At 40.2% G+C, this 18,957-nt stretch carries 17 protein-coding genes and 1 pseudogene; 15 read left to right on the top strand and 3 right to left on the bottom strand.

Translation table 11 applies throughout. From position 1 onward, the window contains the following. Nucleotides 1–108: 108 nt before the first annotated feature. Nucleotides 109–741 (top strand): TVP38/TMEM64 family protein, encoded by a 633-nt coding sequence (locus BFU02S_RS03715; RefSeq protein WP_066366742.1) that lies wholly within the window; start codon nt 109–111, stop codon nt 739–741. Here the strand turns inward: BFU02S_RS03715 and BFU02S_RS03710 are convergent. Beyond that, nucleotides 734–1,084, bottom strand: a complete 351-nt coding sequence (locus BFU02S_RS03710) for a hypothetical protein (protein WP_066366741.1) — start codon at nt 1,082–1,084, stop codon at nt 734–736. The genes BFU02S_RS03715 and BFU02S_RS03710 overlap by 8 nt on opposite strands. A 493-nt stretch (nt 1,085–1,577) precedes the next feature. Between BFU02S_RS03710 and BFU02S_RS03705 the strand changes: the two genes are divergently transcribed. The 6 genes from BFU02S_RS03705 to BFU02S_RS03680 all read left to right on the top strand — a co-directional run bounded on the left by BFU02S_RS03705 (nt 1,578) and on the right by BFU02S_RS03680 (nt 7,901). Beyond that, the gene (locus BFU02S_RS03705; protein WP_066366736.1) at nt 1,578–2,390 is read left to right on the top strand and encodes an FUSC family protein; all 813 of its coding nucleotides are present in this window, start codon (nt 1,578–1,580) and stop codon (nt 2,388–2,390) included. Between the two features lie 268 nt (nt 2,391–2,658). Continuing rightward, nucleotides 2,659–3,669, top strand: a complete 1,011-nt coding sequence (locus BFU02S_RS03700; RefSeq protein WP_066366732.1) for an XdhC family protein — start codon at nt 2,659–2,661, stop codon at nt 3,667–3,669. Beyond that, complete coding sequence (locus tag BFU02S_RS03695) at nt 3,651–4,271, top strand: nucleotidyltransferase family protein (RefSeq protein ID WP_066366729.1); 621 nt, start codon at nt 3,651–3,653, stop codon at nt 4,269–4,271. The genes BFU02S_RS03700 and BFU02S_RS03695 overlap by 19 nt, the downstream gene beginning before the upstream one ends. A 3-nt stretch (nt 4,272–4,274) precedes the next feature. Then, on the top strand, nt 4,275–6,605 hold the full coding sequence (locus tag BFU02S_RS03690; RefSeq protein WP_066366726.1) for a xanthine dehydrogenase family protein molybdopterin-binding subunit: 2,331 nt from the start codon (nt 4,275–4,277) through the stop codon (nt 6,603–6,605). Further along, complete coding sequence (locus BFU02S_RS03685; protein ID WP_066366722.1) at nt 6,592–7,428, top strand: FAD binding domain-containing protein; 837 nt, start codon at nt 6,592–6,594, stop codon at nt 7,426–7,428. The genes BFU02S_RS03690 and BFU02S_RS03685 overlap by 14 nt, the downstream gene beginning before the upstream one ends. Nucleotides 7,429–7,448: 20 nt before the next feature. After that, nucleotides 7,449–7,901, top strand: a complete 453-nt coding sequence (locus tag BFU02S_RS03680) for a (2Fe-2S)-binding protein (protein WP_066366719.1) — start codon at nt 7,449–7,451, stop codon at nt 7,899–7,901. A gap of 40 nt (nt 7,902–7,941) precedes the next feature. On the opposite strand, the gene BFU02S_RS03675 is transcribed toward BFU02S_RS03680, so the two are convergent. Together BFU02S_RS03675 and BFU02S_RS16240 are read right to left on the bottom strand one after the other, a co-directional pair. Then, nucleotides 7,942–10,017 (bottom strand): peptidoglycan D,D-transpeptidase FtsI family protein, encoded by a 2,076-nt coding sequence (locus BFU02S_RS03675; protein ID WP_066366716.1) that lies wholly within the window; start codon nt 10,015–10,017, stop codon nt 7,942–7,944. Nucleotides 10,018–10,075: 58 nt separating this feature from the next. Further along, nucleotides 10,076–10,249, bottom strand: a complete 174-nt coding sequence (locus BFU02S_RS16240) for a hypothetical protein (RefSeq protein WP_084360975.1) — start codon at nt 10,247–10,249, stop codon at nt 10,076–10,078. A 249-nt stretch (nt 10,250–10,498) separates the two neighbouring features. Here BFU02S_RS16240 and BFU02S_RS03670 point away from each other — a divergent pair, with 249 nt between their 5' ends. From BFU02S_RS03670 to BFU02S_RS03635, 8 genes and pseudogenes are all read left to right on the top strand, one after another. Beyond that, nucleotides 10,499–11,974, top strand: a complete 1,476-nt coding sequence (locus tag BFU02S_RS03670) for a sensor histidine kinase (RefSeq protein ID WP_235841976.1) — start codon at nt 10,499–10,501, stop codon at nt 11,972–11,974. Further along, nucleotides 11,943–12,638 carry a response regulator transcription factor gene (locus BFU02S_RS03665; protein WP_174520325.1) on the top strand — a complete coding sequence of 232 codons (696 nt, stop codon included), beginning with the start codon at nt 11,943–11,945 and terminating at the stop codon, nt 12,636–12,638. The genes BFU02S_RS03670 and BFU02S_RS03665 overlap by 32 nt, the downstream gene beginning before the upstream one ends. Before the next feature lie 75 nt (nt 12,639–12,713). Then, nucleotides 12,714–13,961: an MGDG synthase family glycosyltransferase gene (locus BFU02S_RS03660; protein ID WP_066366766.1), complete on the top strand. Its 1,248-nt coding sequence runs from the start codon at nt 12,714–12,716 to the stop codon at nt 13,959–13,961. A 15-nt stretch (nt 13,962–13,976) separates the two neighbouring features. Next, nucleotides 13,977–14,681, top strand: coding sequence for a polysaccharide deacetylase family protein (locus BFU02S_RS03655; protein WP_066366703.1), 705 nt, complete (start codon nt 13,977–13,979; stop codon nt 14,679–14,681). A gap of 95 nt (nt 14,682–14,776) precedes the next feature. Continuing rightward, the gene (locus tag BFU02S_RS03650) at nt 14,777–16,465 is read left to right on the top strand and encodes a DUF6044 family protein (RefSeq protein ID WP_066366701.1); all 1,689 of its coding nucleotides are present in this window, start codon (nt 14,777–14,779) and stop codon (nt 16,463–16,465) included. A gap of 111 nt (nt 16,466–16,576) precedes the next feature. Then, the gene (locus tag BFU02S_RS03645) at nt 16,577–17,239 is read left to right on the top strand and encodes a phosphatase PAP2 family protein (RefSeq protein ID WP_066366697.1); all 663 of its coding nucleotides are present in this window, start codon (nt 16,577–16,579) and stop codon (nt 17,237–17,239) included. A gap of 25 nt (nt 17,240–17,264) precedes the next feature. Continuing rightward, nucleotides 17,265–17,972: a CDP-diacylglycerol--serine O-phosphatidyltransferase gene (gene pssA / locus BFU02S_RS03640; RefSeq protein ID WP_084360974.1), complete on the top strand. Its 708-nt coding sequence runs from the start codon at nt 17,265–17,267 to the stop codon at nt 17,970–17,972. Nucleotides 17,973–18,047: 75 nt separating this feature from the next. Next, nucleotides 18,048–18,823: pseudogene (locus BFU02S_RS03635) on the top strand (Cof-type HAD-IIB family hydrolase). Nucleotides 18,824–18,957 lie beyond the last annotated feature (134 nt).

Genomic DNA, 18,957 nt, shown 5'->3' with positions numbered 1-18,957 from the left:
CCTTTTATCTTACTGATAGAAGGTTTTTTATAGTAGTTTCATTTATCGATTATCCGCATTATACTTAAAATAGCACGAATGAAGAAATAGAACGAACGGTGGAAATGGATGAATAAGAGAATTATAAGTATTAGTATTTTATTAATCACTGTTGCAATTGGATTTTGGCAAAAGGAGGAACTCCTTCATCTTATTAAAGAAGGCGGTATGCTCTCTATATTTGTCAGCATGTTATTTGTAGCGATCTGTGTCTTTTTTCCTGTCATTCCCTTTACGGTATTAGGAGGAGTGATTGGAGCGGTATTTGGAACGGCACATGGGCTGCTGATCTCCTTAACTGGGGCAATGGCCGGAACAATGGGATTTTTCTTTATATGCAGATATGGTTTTCGCGATTTTGCCCAACGGAAAATACAGAAATATCCAAAAGTCAAGGAATATGAGGAATTGCTTGAACGCAATTCCTTTATGGTGATCCTATTGTGCAGATTAATTCCTGTTATTCCGGCGCCAGTCTTTAATTCCGTTTGCGGATTAAGCAAGGTGAAATGGTATACCTTCTTTTGTGCTTCCGTTATTGGAAAAATTCCAAACATTTTTGTTTTATCCTATGCAGGAGCATCGTTTCAGGATCATAAACTATTTTCTCTCAGTTTATACGGAATCTATGTGCTGATTATTTTTTTTATTAGCCTGACGATTGTATATCGCAGTTCCAGGAACAAACGGATCACTAAATAATTTGACGACTATTTTGCCCGCTTTGCTTTTCGATTCTAATGGTCTCTTTGAAAAAACTTTTTAAGATCAGCCATTTTGCCGGATAGCTGAAAATAAAGTCCTCCATGACTTCTTCTGAATAGTAAATGAAGCAATCGAAATAAAGATTTGCCTTTTTCAAATCATAAAGAAGAGCATGGGGGATTGTGTAATATTCGTTAATTTGATTAGGATTTAGCTTTTCAGCCTGTATTTTTTCATTCATCATCAATGTTTTAATTGAATTTTTCTGCAGCAGGAGACTTTCTTCTCTTGAGAGTCCGTTTAAACGAATTTGATCGTTAATGAAATAAATTCCCTTCATAAACTATACCACCTATTTGTTTAATTGATATTGTTATTGACAGGGAATAAGCGATGTATACGTGACGTAAAAAATGACTGCAAAAAAAATTACCCGGCTTACAAACCGGGTAACCATACAAATCTATGTTAAGGGGGGCGGAGGTTATAGGTTCATGGTGAACCTGTACTTCATACTAATGGACAAATATTAACAAACTATGAAAGAAAGATTAATAGTTTAGGAAAAAAGGTGAAATAATGAAAGATTTCCATTGTTGTGCAACGTGCCGGCATTTTAAAGCCGAAAAGTCAGACAAAGGAATGCGCTATCAATGCAGCCGTTTAGGATATGAAACAAAAACACATTACAAATTCAATTGCTGGGATCCAAAAGAACATGTTAAGAAATTAATCGACAGAACCAGACAAAGATAAAAATAGGATATGTTTTGCCCCAAAGGGAAAAATAGGTTTTATAGATATCTTTTTCACTTTATAGGGGGAGAATAATCATGCAAACATACCGGCAGCTGAAAGAGGAAATGGTCTATAAAACAATCTTGATTTGGAAGATGGCCATCCCCTCTGCTGTTTCATGGGAAATTGCCAAGTTTTTCGGTTCCCATCATCCTTATTTGGCCCCTTCTACTGTTATCGTTTGCTTGCAAACAACCATTAATCGATCGCTTCTTTATTCTATTCACCGTGTCACTGGAACAGTTATTGGCATTATTGTTGCGGAACTTTTATTGCCTTATCTGGATGTTTCCGTATGGACACTCGGGATTATTATTTTGGCTGCTGGATTTATTGCCAAAACCTTGCGATTAGATGAATCAACTATTCATCACGCAGCACTCGCAGTTGTGCTGATTTTCGTCGTAGGGCACCAATCTGGTGATTATCCATTTGATCGTTTTCGCAACACCCTGATCGGTGCTTTGACCGCTTGTGCTTTCCATATGTTCTTTTTTCCTCCAAATTTCGTCAAGCAAGCTGAGAAAAGCTTTCAGCATCTGGCAAAAAAAATGACGGAAGCCATTACAAAAGTTTCGACTTGGGTTCAAACCGGACTTGATCAACAATATGGCAATATTCTTGGAAAAGAAATAGGGGAAGTTCTGATCGAATTACATCATACGAATAATATTGTTCAGGATGCACTTGACAGCTTGAAATTTAATTTCATCGCAAACAAAAGCAAAGGAAAATTAGAGGATTTGAATTTACATATTGAATTTTTATCAGAAGGTTATGCTTATTTAGCCAATGTTATTGAAATATTTCAAAATTGGTCTAAGAAAGGAACCATCACCACATCGTAGCAGTCGGCGTGGGCTGGGCAGCTTACGGCATTAATTCCTTATTTTCAGCCTGGAACTAAAACGAAACCCGCATTGCCAGATGAGGTTCTAATGGTTCATATTTCCCCTGAAATAGAGAATAAGCAATTTCAAGTATCGTTATATCAAGAAACGAAAAGTTTGTTAGCTAAATACTAAAGAAAGCTGCCTTTAGAAATTTCCATTCTAGGAATAGCTCCCCCTTTAATATAAATAGAGTAGGAATGAACTGTCAAAGCGGGGGAATACCATGGAGGACTTTTATCAAATTTTTGAGGACATCATTCTTCCTGGAAAAAAAGTATTAGCAACGATCATAAACGTGAAAGGGTCTGCCTATAAACGGGAAGGGTCTTTGATGGTTTTTTCGGAAGATGGCAAACAGGCAGGTAGCTTGAGTGCCGGCTGTTTGGAAACCGATTTAGCGCTTCGGGCAGAAGAGGTTATGGAAACAGAGAAGCCGATGATGGTTCAATACGATTTGTTTGCCGAGGATGACCTTGGTTGGGGGCAAGGAGCTGGCTGCAATGGAGCGATTGATATTTTGCTGGAGCCGGTTTCTAATAAACTGCAAGCGGATTTGATTCATTTGAAAGAGCTGCTGGTTCGAGAATCTCCTGTGCTCTGTTTGAAAAGTCTTGAACATTTAGGAGAGTATATATTTCTATCTAAAGTTGAAAAGCCGTTTGGAATTTGGTCAGGATCAATTCCGGCAAGCCATTTAAATGTAAAAAGCGGTATATCCTCAGATTTGCAGATATTTCTGCATACTTACCTGCCTAAGCCAAGGTTGTTTGTATTCGGGGCGGGACCTGATGTCCAGCCACTTGTGAATTTGGCGGCGGACACAGGGTTTTTTGTTTATGTCTGCGATTGGAGGGAAAGTTTTTGCACGAAAGACAATTTCCCGAAGGCCGAACGGCTGATTTTGGGGGATCCTAAGGAAATAATGAAACAGATTACATTTACCCCTAATGATTTTGCTGCTATTATGACACACCATTTTCAAAAGGATAGGGAAATTTTATCGGTATTACTTTCAGAGAATATAAAATATTTAGGAATATTAGGGCCAAAGGAAAGAACAAAACGGCTGCTCTACGGCGAAAATATTCCCGATTGGATTTCCGCCCCAATTGGTGTACCGATTGGAGCAAAAGGATCGGCTGAAATTGCTGTCAGTATTGTAGCGGAAATGATTGAAGTTTGGAGAAAATTTATTCGGGCAAGTACGGAACTTGTATGGACGCCGCAGAATTAATTGGGATTTATCTCGCAGCCGGCAGCAGCCGAAGAATGGGCTGCAATAAATTAAATTTACCCCTTGGGGATTCGTATTTGGGAAGTATGGCCCTTACGGAAGCATTACAATCCAAACTTCAAAAAATTATGATCGTAACAAAGAGGGATAGTCCGTTACATTGGTTAGCTTCCTTTTCCAATCAAAAGATTGATAAACTTCTAGAATGTGAGAATGCCTATAAAGGTCAAAGCGTTTCACTGAAAGCAGGAATTAAGGAAGCACAAAAACAAAATGCAGCAGGTGTGATCGTGATCCTCGGTGATCAGCCGCTAGTACCTTCTAAACTAATTAATCAATTAATAGATGAGTTTCATATTTCTCCCTTCGCGCCATTTATCGCTTGTTTACATCAAGGAATCCCTAAACCGCCTGTTCTCTTGGCAAAATGCCTGTTCCCGGCTGTCTTAAAGCTTAATGGTGATCAAGGAGCAAGAAAATTGCTTTCTGGGTCGGGGAAACTGATTACGGCAGAAGACGACTATTTTTTTGATGTGGATACACCAGAGGATTATCGATTGATTGTCAATAATTGGGAAATCCTCAGGGGAAGGAAGGGATAAATCTTGGACGTTATCGGAAAAAGTGTGATTCGTAAGGATGCATTAGACAAGGTGACAGGCAGAGCAATGTATACCGATGATTATCAAACTGTTCATATGCTTTCGGGAAAAATCGTCATCAGTCCATACGGTCATGCGAGAATTGTCAGTATCGATACACAAGAGGCCTGGAAGGTACCGGGAGTCAGAGCAATTATTGCAGGAAAACACTTTCCATTAGTAGGTGAATCGATTCGCGACCGCCCGCCGATTGCCGTTGATAAAGTACGCTATCATGGAGAACCCGTTGCCCTTGTCGTGGCTGATACGCCTGCCCAAGCCAAGCAAGCTGCAGACCTGATCCAAGTACAATATGAACTTCTTCCAGTCGTGAATTCACCAACTCAGGCATTTGAAAAAAACGCTCCGCTCGTTCATGAGCGTTTAGGGGAATATGAAAAGGAAGAAGATTCCCATCCGGTACCTGGCACCAACATCGCCACCCATATTAAAATTCGCAAAGGAAATATGGAGTTGGGCTGGCGAGAGAGTGAAACGATTGTTGAAGCAAGCTTTTCCTTCGCTCCTTCCGACCATGCAGCAATGGAAACAAGATGTGCCATTGCGGAAATCGAGCCTGATGGAACAGTTCAGATTATGACCTCATCACAGGCCCCTTTTATGGTTAAACAATTACTCTCGGACTACTTTAATATTGAATTAGGAAAGATTATTGTTCGCACACCGCTGGTAGGCGGTGCGTACGGGGGAAAGGCATCGGTACAGTTGGAGGTTCTTGCCTATTTGGCCTCGAAGGAAGTCGGTGGGAGGCCGGTAAAAATATTAAATACGAGAGAAGAAGATATACTCACCTCTCCATGTCATATCGGTCTTGATGCAACTGTTAAATTAGGCGCAGATCGGCAAGGTAAGTTAAAGGCTGCAGAAATTATTTTTTTATGGGATGGGGGCGCGTATTCCGATAAAGCCATCGATGTAACAAGAGCAGGAGCCGTTGACTGCACAGGACCATACCGGGTTGACAATGTATGGTGTGATTCCTATTGCATGTATACGAATCATCCTTATGCAGCGCCTTTCAGAGGCTTTAGCCATTCAGAACTGTCCTTCGCGATTGAACGGACGATGGATCTTTTGGCACAGAAACTGAACATGGACCCGTTAGAGCTTCGATATATAAATGCCATTATGCCAGGTGACACGACTCCGACAAGGGTTCTGTTAAATAAAAGCAATGTTGGCAACTTGCAAAAATGCATTGAAAAAGTAAGGGAACTCATTAAATGGGATGAAGGGGCCATTTCCCGGGTAAACGACCGGCTGATTCGCGTAAAAGGAGTCAGTTGCAGCTGGAAAACATCAACAATAGATGCCAATGCCCCGTCTGGAGCCATTCTGACTTTTAACCGGGATGGCAGCATTAATCTTATGGCAGGTGTGATCGAAATTGGAACCGGAACGAAAACGGTTCTCGCGCAAATTCTGGCAGAACGGTTAAAAATGGATGTCAATAAAATTCATGTCCGGATGGAAGTAGATACACAAACGACTCCACAGCATTGGAAAACAGTGGCAAGCCGTGGGACTTTTATGTCTGGCAGGGCGGTGCTAAATGCAGCAGAAGATGTGATTGTACAGCTGAAAGAAATTGCTTCCTGTGTCTTAAGGGCGCCAAAGGAAGATTTAGAAATTGCAAACAGCCGTGTATTCTTGCGAGATGACCCTTCCATCGGCCTGGATTTTAAAGATATTAGCTTCGGCTATAAATATCCGAACGGGAATTCAGTTGGCGGGCAAATTATCGGAAGAGGTCACTATGTTCTAAGACATATATCGAATTTGGACCCTGAAACAGGAGAAGGCAGGCCGGGGCCGGAGTGGACAGTTGCAGCCTATGGTGTAGAGGTTGAATTTGATCTTCGTGATTATACTTATCAGCTATTGACGGCAGCAACCGTTGTTGACTGCGGAAGGGTGATGAATCAAAAAATGGCAGAGGGCCAGGTAATGGGTGCGATGAGCATGGGCTTAGCATTTGCCAGCAGGGAAACTTTTTATTTTGATAAGCTTGGTCGCGTGTTAAATCCACAGCTGCGTACTTATCGTCCGTTAAGGTATGGAGAAAATCCAAGATATTTGGTTGGATTTGTAGAGACACCCCAGATTGATGGGCCATATGGTGCCCGCGGGCTTGGGGAACATGGTGTGATGGGGATGCCCGGAGCACTAGGAAATGCTTTATCAATTGCAGCCGGTGTATCGCTTCATCACCTGCCGCTAATACCGGAACTGATCTGGCGGGCAAAGGAGGCTGCGAACGGTGCTCCCCTTTGATTTTGATTATTTTAAACCGGATACACTTGAGGAAGCTGTTGAATTATTCCAATACCTGGATCATAATGGCAAACAGCCGATGTTTTTTTCAGGTGGAACCGAGCTGATTACACTTGGCAGAATTGACTTAGCCTATACGGAAGCTGTTATTGATATTAAGGAAATCGCCGATTGCAGGGTAATGTCTTTGAACGGGGGACAATTGCTGCTTGGAAGCACACTTACATTAACGGAAATAGAAGAAACCAATCTGTTTCCTCTGTTAACAAAAACAGCCAGTGAAATAGCGGACCACACGGCGCGCGTAAAGATCACATTAGGCGGTAATATTTGTGCTCGAATCTTCTACCGTGAGGCTGTTCTGCCATTTTTACTTGCTGACTCCCAAGTAGTAATTGTCGGACCTGAAGGAAAAAAAGCCGTACCCATTCATGAGATTTTTCATGAACAACTTTTATTGAATAGGGGAGAACTACTTGTTCAGACCATCACCGAAAGCCGATTTATCAGGGCACCATTTTTCGCTATAAAGCGCCGGCAGCAATGGGAAACCGGTTATCCGCTTATTACAGTTGCGGCATTAAAAATAGATGAGAAGGTTCGGGTAGCTGTCAGCGGTCTTTGTCCATTTCCCTTTCGTTCAAAAGAGGTTGAAATAGCGCTAAACAGCGGGCAATCGATTGAAGCAAGGGTGGAAGCAGCTCTCCGTGTTTTACCACGGCCGATTTTGGATGATGTTGAAGGATCGGCTGATTACCGTTTATTTGTATTTAGGAATATATTAACGGATGCGCTTTATAAGCTGGAAAAAGAAAGAATCTAAATGCCGGGAGGAGATGGAGAGTGGAGTATTCGATTACGCTTCATGTTAATGGAGAAGAGCGAATCGTCACGGTTAGGCCGGCAGACACGCTTTTATATACCCTTCGCAAGCTTGGTTTGACAGGTGCAAAGCCCGGGTGTCTAAATGGCGATTGCGGCGCTTGCACTGTAAACGTGGATGGCTGGCCGATGAAATCATGTCTCATGCTGGGTGTGGAAGCGATTGGAAAGAAAGTTACGACTATCGAAGGGCTGAAAAATTCCCCCATCCAGCAGGCTTTTGTTGAAAACTTTGCTTTTCAGTGCGGATATTGCACACCCGGATTTATTATGAATTGTCAAGCATTAATAGAGCAGCACCCGGATGCAGATGATCAAACGATCAGGGAGTGGCTTGAATCCAATATTTGCCGCTGTACCAGCTATATAGAGATTGAGAAAGCTGTTAAATCAGTATTACAGCGGAAAGAATGATCAATCAATACAATAGAAGGAGCCCGTTACACAGGCTCCCTTATGGTTTTTTCTTCATTTGAAAATAGACATCTAACACTCTGCGGCCAATTTTGAGGTTGGCTTTATGATCTTCCTTTCCCTGATAGGCCCATGGCACTAATACGGCCAAAGCGATTTCTGGATCGTAGCTTGGGGCATAACTCACAAGGCTTAAATTCATTACCTGAGGCGGCTCTTTGCCAAAATGATTACGGAGCGGTCCGTCATAGAACGCTTCCGCTGTACCCGTTTTGCCAGCAGGAGAATAGTCTGCACCTTTGAAATATTTATATGCGGTACCTCCTTCTTCCTGCATGACTTTTTTAAAGCCTAATTGGACACGATAAATCCAGTTATGTTTTGCATCAATCCTATTCAATATGGCAGGGTTAATGACTTGATTAACAGGACCTATTTCTTCCTTTCCTTCTGCAGGGAGGCGGATTTGTTTTACAATATGGGGCTGCATTCGGTAGCCTCCGTTGGCAATCGTTGAGACATATTGGGCTAGCTGCATAGTAGAATAGGTATCGTACTGGCCAATTACAAGATCGAGCAAATAACCAGGGAGCTTGCTTGATCCTTTAAAACCTATTTGTTCACTCGGTAAATCGATTCCTGTTCTTGTTCCCAGACCGAAGGAGGCAAAAGAATTGCGAATTGTATCAAATGCTTTTGTATCCAAATCTAATGGTTTGTTATATTCGTAATGTCCATTTCCAATTCTGATGGCGGTGTGAAACATATAGACATTGGATGATTTTTTTAGCGCATCGATTTCATTAATGTTTCCCATATAGATATAAGATTTTTTAAGCGGTGTATCTTTTATTTTGATCCCGGCATCATTGAAAATAGTTCCAGTGGAAATGGCTCCTGTTTTGTAGCCTGTTAAAATGGTCGCTCCTTTGACGACAGAACCGACATTATATGTAGTAGTAAAAGTGCCCATAGCGTCATCTTCCATTTCTGGCTGGCCGGTATTTTTATTGGTAACAATTTTTTTTCCGGACATAGCTAAAATTTCTCCGGTATGCGGATTCATTAAGACGACATAGGCCCGGTCCGTCAAGTTGGTCCCCGGCTGTTTTTTGGCCGCCCAAAGCTCTTCTTCAACGATTTTATCGACTGCTTTTTGTAAATCCATGTCAATGGTTAACACAAGATCTTTTCCTTTTTCGCCGTTATAGACTGTTTGTGTTTCAACCACTGTGCCTGTATGATCCGTTAGATTCTTGACTTTCGATTTATTCCCGCGAAGGACCCCCTCATATTGAGCTTCTAATTGACTTTTTCCAATTCGGTCATTCCGACTGTAACCTCTGGCCAAATAGTAATTTAATTGATCAGCAGGCAGTCCTTCATCTGAATTGGACACATTTCCTAAAACAGACTTTAAGGTATTTTCAAACGGATATGACCGATCCCAGTCGGTCGTAGTATCTACCCCAGGTAGATTTCGCAAGTTTTCATTAACCAGGGCAAATTCTTTGTCCGTTACGCCGTCTTTTTTAATGATTTGTGTTGTATATTTGTAACCACTGCTAATAATCCGATAGATGGCCAGAACCTCGAGTTCTTCGTTGGTGAGTTCCTGTAATTCTCTGGAAGTTATTCGTTCTAATTTCAAATGATAGAGATCTTTATCAGATAATTGATTTGCGGCAAATAACGCCTGTTCCTTCTTGGTTATTTTGGCAGTGGCACGTTCGGGGTTTTTTAATATCCAGAAATCCCGCATGTCCCGGTCAGTGATTTTGTCGATTTTTTGATCAATTAATTCGGCGAGTTTCTTGGAAGTTTCCAGCATCTCGTTTTGGCTGAAACCTTCATTTGTAAAGGTAATCGCTTTTCGTGGAACATTATCGACGATAACCCTAAACTTTCGATCGTACATTTTTCCTCTAGGTACAGGATTTGTTACGGTATAATCCTCTTTTCGGTCTAAATCCCGTCGATAGTTTTCACCCTGAACGATCTGAATCCATCCAAGTCTTAAAATTAAGATCGAAAACAGGATAAAGACAACAAAAAAAACGATATTCATGCGGAAGGGTAAATAGGATTTTTTTGGTTTCTGCATTTCCAAAAACATTCACATCCTTCAAACGAACGGTGTTCATACCAATAAAGATGGATCGTTTAAAATGGCCTCAATCATCAATTGATTGTATGTTGGCATGTGCCTCAGTGCTAGTGACCAATTTAGCATGAAGGAGGCCGGGAGCATTAAAATCCCCAACATATGTAACGGTTCCAGCTGCTTTTTCCATTGCATCAATTCTTTGCTCCGGCTTGCCAACTGACATCCATGAATTTTCATGCACTGTGTGCCACCTCTAGATCGATTCTTATATTCTACGATTTTCCAAACTAATGTTTAGTGTTTCATGATGATGTGAAAATTATGTAAATGAAAGATGTCTCGCTTCCAGGGAGACAAGATTTAAGAAAATATTAAGATTTGATTAATGGTTTGTTTAGTCAGGTTGACTATGCTATTTACGAACATTCATCTTTGGGCTATGATAAAATTTAGCCAATAAGAATTCTCATAAGGGAAAGTTGTGGAATGGATGTCCATACGGCTTAGACTTTTATTATCTTATCTTGCAATGATTCTTGTACCGGTTTTTTTTGTGGTGGTATCTGCTCTTTTGGTTGCCTTGCTGTTCAAAGGTGATATCATGGAACTGCTGAATATTTATCTTCCTCCGGAAGAGCACCATCATATTTCTAAACACGAACAATTTTTTATAGATTTACAAAAAAACACATTGAAACATCCCGGACAGTTTTCGAACCAGGATTATTTACGAAATCTTGACCGAAAGCTTAATAAAATGGGAAATTTTGAATTAGTGGTAAGGAAAGGACAGCATGTTATTTATCTCTCTCCGGCCTTAAAAGGTATGGATACGGACGAACTTCCGGCTTTCGGATTTTATGGTGATATTGATGCTGTAAAAAAATTAAATGATCAATTTGTATCCATCCAAAAAATTGACTTTTATTATCCGGATGATTCCGAAGGATCGCTGTTTTTTATCACGAATGCCAATAGTTTTGCCAAATTTGTCCGCTCCTCATTTCCGATTTTATTTATTGCTTTAATTATCATCCTCGTTTTGACCAATGGACTCTTGACCTATTTTGTTTCAAGAAGTATCATCCGTCCGGTTCGTGAACTGCAAAAAGCAGCAAAACGGATGAAGGAAGGGGATCTTACCATTCCGATTAAGGTTAAATCAAAGGATGAATTGGGGCAGCTTGCCCAAGGATTTGAAGAAATGCGAATCAGATTGAAGGATTCAATTGAAAAGCAGATTGCTTATGAAGAAAATCGAAAAGAATTGATCGCAAACATTTCTCACGATTTAAAGACCCCGATTACAACCATAAAGGGGTATGTTGAAGGGATACGCGATGGTATAGCCAACAGTCCGGAAAAGATGGACAGATACATTCAAACGATTTTTACAAAAGCTAAGGACTTGGACCGCATGATTGATGAATTATTTCTTTATTCCAAACTGGATCTGCAGCGGCTTCCATTCCAATTTGAAAGAATTCATTTTGATCATTATCTTGAGGATTATGTCGAAGAGCTTCGTTTTGACTTAGAGGAAAAACAGGTTGAAATCAAGTTAACAATCGAAAAGGGCGATTATTTGATAATCGGTGACCGGGAACATATAAAACGGGTCATTACCAATATCGTTGATAATTCCTTGAAATATAACGATAAGGTGGACAAACATCTGACGTTCCATTTATCTTCCTTGGATTCTCATATTCTCTTCCAAATGACCGATAACGGTCCAGGAATCGCGAAAGAAAATTTAACATTAATCTTTGACAGGTTTTACCGCGCTGATCAGGCCAGAGGAACGGAAAAGGGCGGCAGTGGTCTAGGACTGTCGATTGCTAAGCGGATTATTGAGGAACATCACGGTTCCATTTGGGCTGAGAGTGAGCTTGGCAAGGGAACGACCATCCTTTTTACGTTAAAAAAAGCAGGTGAACAAAGTGAAACGGATTTTAATTATTGAAGATGACAAAAGTATTGCGGAACTTGAACGTGACTATCTTGAAATTGACGGATTTTCGGTTGATATAGCTTTAACAGGCGATGAAGGTCTAGAAAAAGCCTTATCAGAAGAAATAGATTTAATCTTGCTTGATCTTATGCTTCCTGGTACAGACGGATTTCAAATTTGCAAAGCGATCCGAACGGAAAAAGATATTCCCATTCTCATGGTATCAGCCAAAAAAGAAGATATTGATAAAATTCGCGGACTGGGATTGGGCGCAGATGATTATATTGTCAAACCGTTCAGTCCTAGTGAGCTCGTTGCTAGAGTGAAAGCACATTTGGCACGTTATCAAAGACTGATTAGCAAGGAATCACAATCAGAGTTGATTATGTTTCGAGGTCTTAAGATTGATCAATCATCCAGACGGGTTTTTGTCAACGGCAGGGAAGTTGTTTTTACTGCGAAAGAGTTTGACCTTTTAACATTTTTCGCTTTACATCCAGACCATGTATTTAGTAAAGAGCAGTTATTTGAACGGTTATGGGGGTTTGACTCCCTTGGTGATATCTCCACTGTGACGGTTCATATTCGAAAAATCCGTGAAAAGATTGAAACAGATCCTTCAAATCCGCAATATATTGAAACGGTTTGGGGTGCAGGTTATCGGTTCAAAGGGTAAAAATGGGGCACTTAGGTAAATGAAAACAATGATATACAGGAAGGGAAAATCATGCATAAGGAGTTTGTTTTACGTATGAATAAAAAAGACAAGGAAAAAATTCTGATTCTTTCTGCCGGATTTGGCGATGGGCATAAACAAGTGGCCAATGCAATAGGCGAAGCTGTCGAAAATTCTCTTCCAAATTTCGAACCTATTCATTTAGATATAATGGAATGGCTTCACCCGCATCTTTACCCTATAAGCACTTATGTTTATAAAAGAGTTATAAAACGTTTTCCGAAAGTATACAGTTATCTTTATAAACGAACACGTGAACGAAATTCTTTATCTATCAAGTTGAATACATTATTTACATTGGGTCTTGGTTCGATGCTAGAAATCATAAGAGAAATGAATCCTTCAGCTATTGTCAGTACGTATCCATTTGCGGCTGGTATGATGTCAAAACTTAAAGAACAAGGATTAATCCATATTCCGATCATTACCATCATCACTGATTTCACCGATCATTCTTATTGGATTCATCCATACACTGATCAGTATATTGTTGGTTCTGAGGACGTAATGCAGCGTTTAATCTCATTAGGAGTTGAACCGGACATCATTCATTGCACCGGTATTCCGATTCGGCAGAAATTTAACAAAGCCCAATCCCGAAAAATGTTGGCGCAAAAATATGGCTTAAATTCGCAAAGCTTTACCATCTTAATTATGGGTGGCGGCGATGGCTTCATTGGCAAAGGTTTATCGACGTTTCAGGCTTTGGAACAACTGCCGAAAGAGGTGCAGATCGTTGTGGTTTGCGGCCGAAATAAAAAGCTGCACAAGAAATTGCAAGAGGAATTGAAATGGTCGCAACACTCGATTAGAATCATGGGATATTGTGAAAATGTCCACGAATTGATGGCTGTGTCTGATGTCATGATTTCAAAGCCTGGTGGGGTCACTACTTCGGAAGCCATGGCGATGGAATTGCCGTTAGTTATTTACCGTCCTCTTCCTGGACAGGAAGAAGACAATGCGAATTATTTAGTCAATGCTGGTTTGGCTATTCTTGCGGAAAATGAACAGGACTTATTAGTAAAAATTGAACGGGCAATGAATCATTCAGATCTTTTAGAAACAATGAAACAACAATCTCGGATCTTGCAATCGAAGACATCAGCACTGGAAGCTGTCGATGTTATCGTTCATTCCATTAATTGTGCGAGAAAAGCCAGGAATATTGCCCGCTTCCCGATGGAAAGAGTTCAAGCATTTAACGAAATTGATCTTCCGTCATGTTTACCTTTTACCGCTAAGCATTCCTTTAGAAATTAATGAGGGTGAACGTAAATGGTCGTAGTCATTATTAGTGTTATCATTGTTTTATTATTATACACAGCTTTACCTTTTCTGCTTACTTTTGGGTTTGAAATTGGTGTGTTGCGATATCGTTGTAATTCAACAAAAATTGCCTTCACATTTGATGACGGCCCACACCCTACTTATACCCCCATCCTGTTAGATTTACTGAAACAGCATGATATAAAAGCAACTTTTTTTGTTGTTGGATCACGGGCAGAGAAGTATCCTGAATTGCTTATAAGAATGAAACGAGAAGGCCACCAAATAGGAATTCATAATTACATTCATCAATCCAACTGGCTGATGTCACCATGGAAGGTCCGCAAAGGCGTCGATCAAACAGCAGCCATTATTGAACAAATCACAGGGGAGCGCCCTTCCATTTACCGACCGCCATGGGGTCTATTAAATTTAGGCGATTTTTTTATGCTCAAGTCATATCGCATCATTCTTTGGTCTGTTATGGCTGAAGATTGGAAATCTAAAGGAGGAAGTGCTAAAATAAAAAAGAAATTACTTAACAAAATAAAAGGCGGGGATGTGATCCTCCTGCATGACTGCGGGGAAACGCCGGGGGCTGATTCCGATGCCCCCCTCTATACGATCGATGCCTTAAAGGATGCCCTGCCTCTAATGGCGACTAAAGGACTTTCTTGTGTCAGGATTGATGAGATGGTTCCTATCAATAAATAGTTACATTCTTGGGTACCAATGACATATTGGTACCATTCCTGTTTTTTTATCTAAATACTTCTTTTTTAGTAAAATTTGAAGGTTGTGTTTTGTAAGTGCGAAAATTAGCGAAGTTTTGGCGGCAGGAAAAATACCATTTATGGCTGGCCTGGATTCTATTAGCCGTCTATGTATCACCGCTGTTTATTCTCGGAGAAAATTCTCATATCCGGGTACACGATAATTTAGATTCCAATATTGCTTGGTACAAAGTATTAAAGGATAGCGGCCAGCTGTTCGGCAGCATTCATTCTGTTATTCCGCAAATCATTAACGGGTTGCCTCGCTATGCCTTTGGAACAGAATTTAGTGGAATTGAATGGCTGCATAACCTGTTTCCTTCGATGCTTGCTTTTTCCATTAGCCAATTGATCACTCGTGTATTTGCGTTTTTGGGCATGTACCTTTTGTTAAGAAGGTATTTTGTCACCTCACCCGATGCCTACCCAATCCGTGTTTGGGTATCCCTTGCATTTGCTCTAACACCATTTTGGCCGTCGGGCATGCTGAGTACATTAGGGATGCCTTTGGCACTTTGGGCATTTTTAGCGATTAGGGAAGGGAGTCAGACTTGGAAAGAATGGTTGACGATTATATTGCTGCCGTTTTATTCCAGCTTTGTGCTCGGATTTTTCTTTTTCCTGACAGCGATGGGTCTTTTATGGTTGCGGGATGTTTGGGTGAAAAAGCGATTTAACGGTGCTTTTCTTGGAAGTATTGCCCTCATGACGGCCATTTATTTATTAATTGAATATCGTCTTGTTTATTCGCTAATTGTTCCGCAGGGCCTAACAAACCGCGATGAGTTTGAGGAATCTATCCTTCGTTTCATGTCTACAGTCAGGTTGGTGTTTAAGAATTATTTTTATGGACATACCCATGTTCTGACACTTCATACATATGTGATTGTCCCGCTGTCCTTTTTAGTTTTGGTCATTATGAAGTATAAGGACAAAGGTTTGCTTGAGAAAAGATATCTTTCCTTATTCATCCTAAACTTCGTTCTTTCTGTCTGGTATGCCTTTTGGTTCTATAAAGGATGGGAACCTATAAAGGCACATGTATCCTTACTTAGGACGTTTAACTTTTCCAGGTTCCATTTCCTAAGACCGTTGATTATTTATTTAATGTTTGCCGTTGGTTTATATATTTTGTGGAAAAAGGGAAAATGGTGGAAGTACATTGTCTGGCTCTGTGTCACTGCACAGCTTGTCGTAGTTTTCATGAATAATAACGAAATTTATTATCGGGAAGCTGGTACGCCAACATTTAAACAATTTTATGCCCAAAAGCAATTTGAAGAAATTGCCGATTACATCGGCAAGCCCAAAAGCAGCTACCGTGTAGCAAGTATTGGGCTTTATCCGGCGATTGCCCAATATAATGGTTTTTATACACTTGATACGTACAATAATTTTTATCCATTGTCGTACAAGCATCAATTTAGAAAAATCATTGCCAAGGAATTGGATAAAAGTCCGACATTGAAAAGATACTTTGATCAATGGGGCGGCAGATGTTATCTCTTTGTTGCAGAACTAGGGAAACAGTATATGTTTAAAAAGACATCACAAGTAGTAATTCATCATTTGGAACTCAATACAAAGGTATTTAAGAGCATGGGTGGGCAATATATTTTTTCTTCCGTACCTATTCTTAATGCCGAGGAAGATGGGTTGCAATTTAAAAAGGCATTCGACCAAAAAGATTCTGCCTGGAGAATCTATCTTTATCAAGTGAAATAACATATGAAAGTATGGCGGCTGAATTCTTCAGCAGCTTTTTCGGAATTTTTTTGGTTTCATGATGAAATTATGTTATGTTTTTAATAAAATGATTTTGAAGGGAGTCTGCCAATGAATTTAAAAATGCACCTTCTGCTTGCATTTATCATTAGCGTTTTTTGCATTGTGGGTTTTAGTTTGATTTCCCTTTTCATCAGCGATCATAAAATTATCAGCTTTGACCGGACGTTGATTGATCAAATTCAAGGATTAGAATCGCCGTATTTGACCAGTTTGATGAAATTGCTAACATTTATTGGTTCTACTCCTTTTGTCATCGTTCTCAGTCTTTGTCTGATTTTTTTCCTGTACAAGGTCTTGCACCATCGGTTAGAATTAATTTTATTTATCGGGGCACTGGGCGGCACAGCTGTTTTAAATAAAATTTTAAAACATCTATTCAGGCGGACACGTCCTCACCTTCATCGCCTGATTGAGGCAACCGGATACAGTTTTCCTAGCGGCCATGCTATGAGTGCTTTTACTGTGTATGTGATTCTATCCTTTTTGCTTTGGCGCCACATCCCGAGTAGATGGGGAAGGACTTTGCTGATTATTTTTAGTACGGTGATGATTTTAGGGATTGGGATCAGCAGGGTTTATTTGGGGGTGCACTATCCTAGTGATATTATTGGAGGATACTTGGCAAGCGGATTTTGGCTGACCGTTGCCATTTGGTTTTTCCAATATTATAAAGAAAAACGTTATAATAAGAGGGAAAAGCACGAAGGTTAATGATCTGTTAACCTTATAAAATGGAGTGATACATATTATAAGAAATAGTATTCCTAATTTATTTACGCTTTTTAATTTATTTTTTGGTTTTTTATCCATTATGTATTCGGCAATAGGAGATTATAGGAACGCTGCGATTCTTATTTTAATTGGAATGATGCTCGACAGTATGGATGGTCGGCTTGCCAGGATGTTAAGGGTTCAAAGCGAATTCGGGAAAGAATTGGATTCCCTTGCTGACATTGTCACCTTTGGTGTTGCTCCGGCTATGATGGCGTATTATGCGTATTTTGCTCAATTTGGCGTGATTGGGATGGCCATTTCCGGATTGTTTCCGTTATTTGGTGCATACCGTTTGGCCCGGTTTAATATCAATGCCGTTAAGCAATCGCTAAAGTATTTTTCTGGTGTTCCGATTACCGCAGGTGGAGGGATCTTGACTTTTTTAACACTGTTCCATGGAAAAATGCCGTCCATCATTCTTCCAATTGCCTTTTTTGCAATTTGCATCTTAATGGTCAGCACGATTAAAATTCCAAGTTTGAAAGAAGTTCCACTTCCAAAATACGGAATCATTATTACAGCCTTTCTTGGCTATGCGATCTACATAGTATTCAAAAAGGAACATCATCGCTTTCCATACTTCATTTACGTTGCCATCCCGCTCTATATCGCATTCATCAGCTATCAGCTGGTCAAAAGGAAAAGAAGAAGGGTGACAGGCACCAAATAAGTGCTTGTCACCCTTCTTTGCAAAAACAGTATTTTTGATAATGTCGGAATGTTTTGTTACCCTTAAGAAAGGAAAATGCATAAGGGGGCGTTTACCAGCATGGAAAATTTTAAACAAGATGTGGATATTAAACTAATTGCACTCGATATGGATGGAACATTGCTGAATAATAAAGGGCAAATCTCCGAAGGAACAGGCAGGCGATTAAAGAAGCACAGGAACAAGGTATATTCGTCGTTCTAAGCACCGGGCGGTCTATCCACACGAGCCGGGATCATGCCGATTCACTTCAGCTGACATCCTACCTTGTCACAGCAAACGGAAGTGAAATTTGGGATGAAAAACGCGAGCTGGTGGAAAGAAAACTTGTGAAAGCAGAACTGATTCAATGGATGTGGGAGTTATCCAAACAGCATAACACCAAATTTTGGGCAATCAATACGGAACGAAATTGGAACAATGAAATGCCGGAAGACTTACATACGAAAGAATGGCTGAAATTTGGCTTTACGATTGATGATGATGCGACAAGAGAATTGATCTTAAAGGAGCTGGAAGCAAAAGGGGAATTTGAACTTACGAATTCTACATTAAAAAATATTGAAGTGAATCCTAAGGGAATCACGAAAGCAAAGGGATTGGAATTGGTCTGCCAAAGGCTTGGTATTGAGATGAAAAATGTAATGGCTGCCGGTGACTCTCTTAATGATTTGGCGATGATTAAAGCTGCTGGTCTTGGGGTTGCAATGGGCAATGCTCAGGAGGCTGTAAAAAAAGTAGCCGACTGGGTCACTGCAACAAACGAAGAAGATGGGGTAGCAAAAGCGATTCGTAAGTGGGCATTACATTAAAAATTTAGGATGTTATTTCTTAATTTTAGGGAATAACGCCCTTTTTTTTTAATACCTATATAATAGTTGGTACAAGCAAGTTTGTTTTTAATCAATATCAAATTATAATTATTTTAATTTGATATTGATTTTTA

This window comes from Neobacillus fumarioli NBRC 102428 (assembly GCF_001591485.1).
Classification (GTDB): domain Bacteria; phylum Bacillota; class Bacilli; order Bacillales; family Cytobacillaceae; genus Neobacillus; species Neobacillus fumarioli.
Note: the sequence above shows the minus strand (reverse complement) of the source record. Positions and strands in the feature narration are given on the sequence as shown.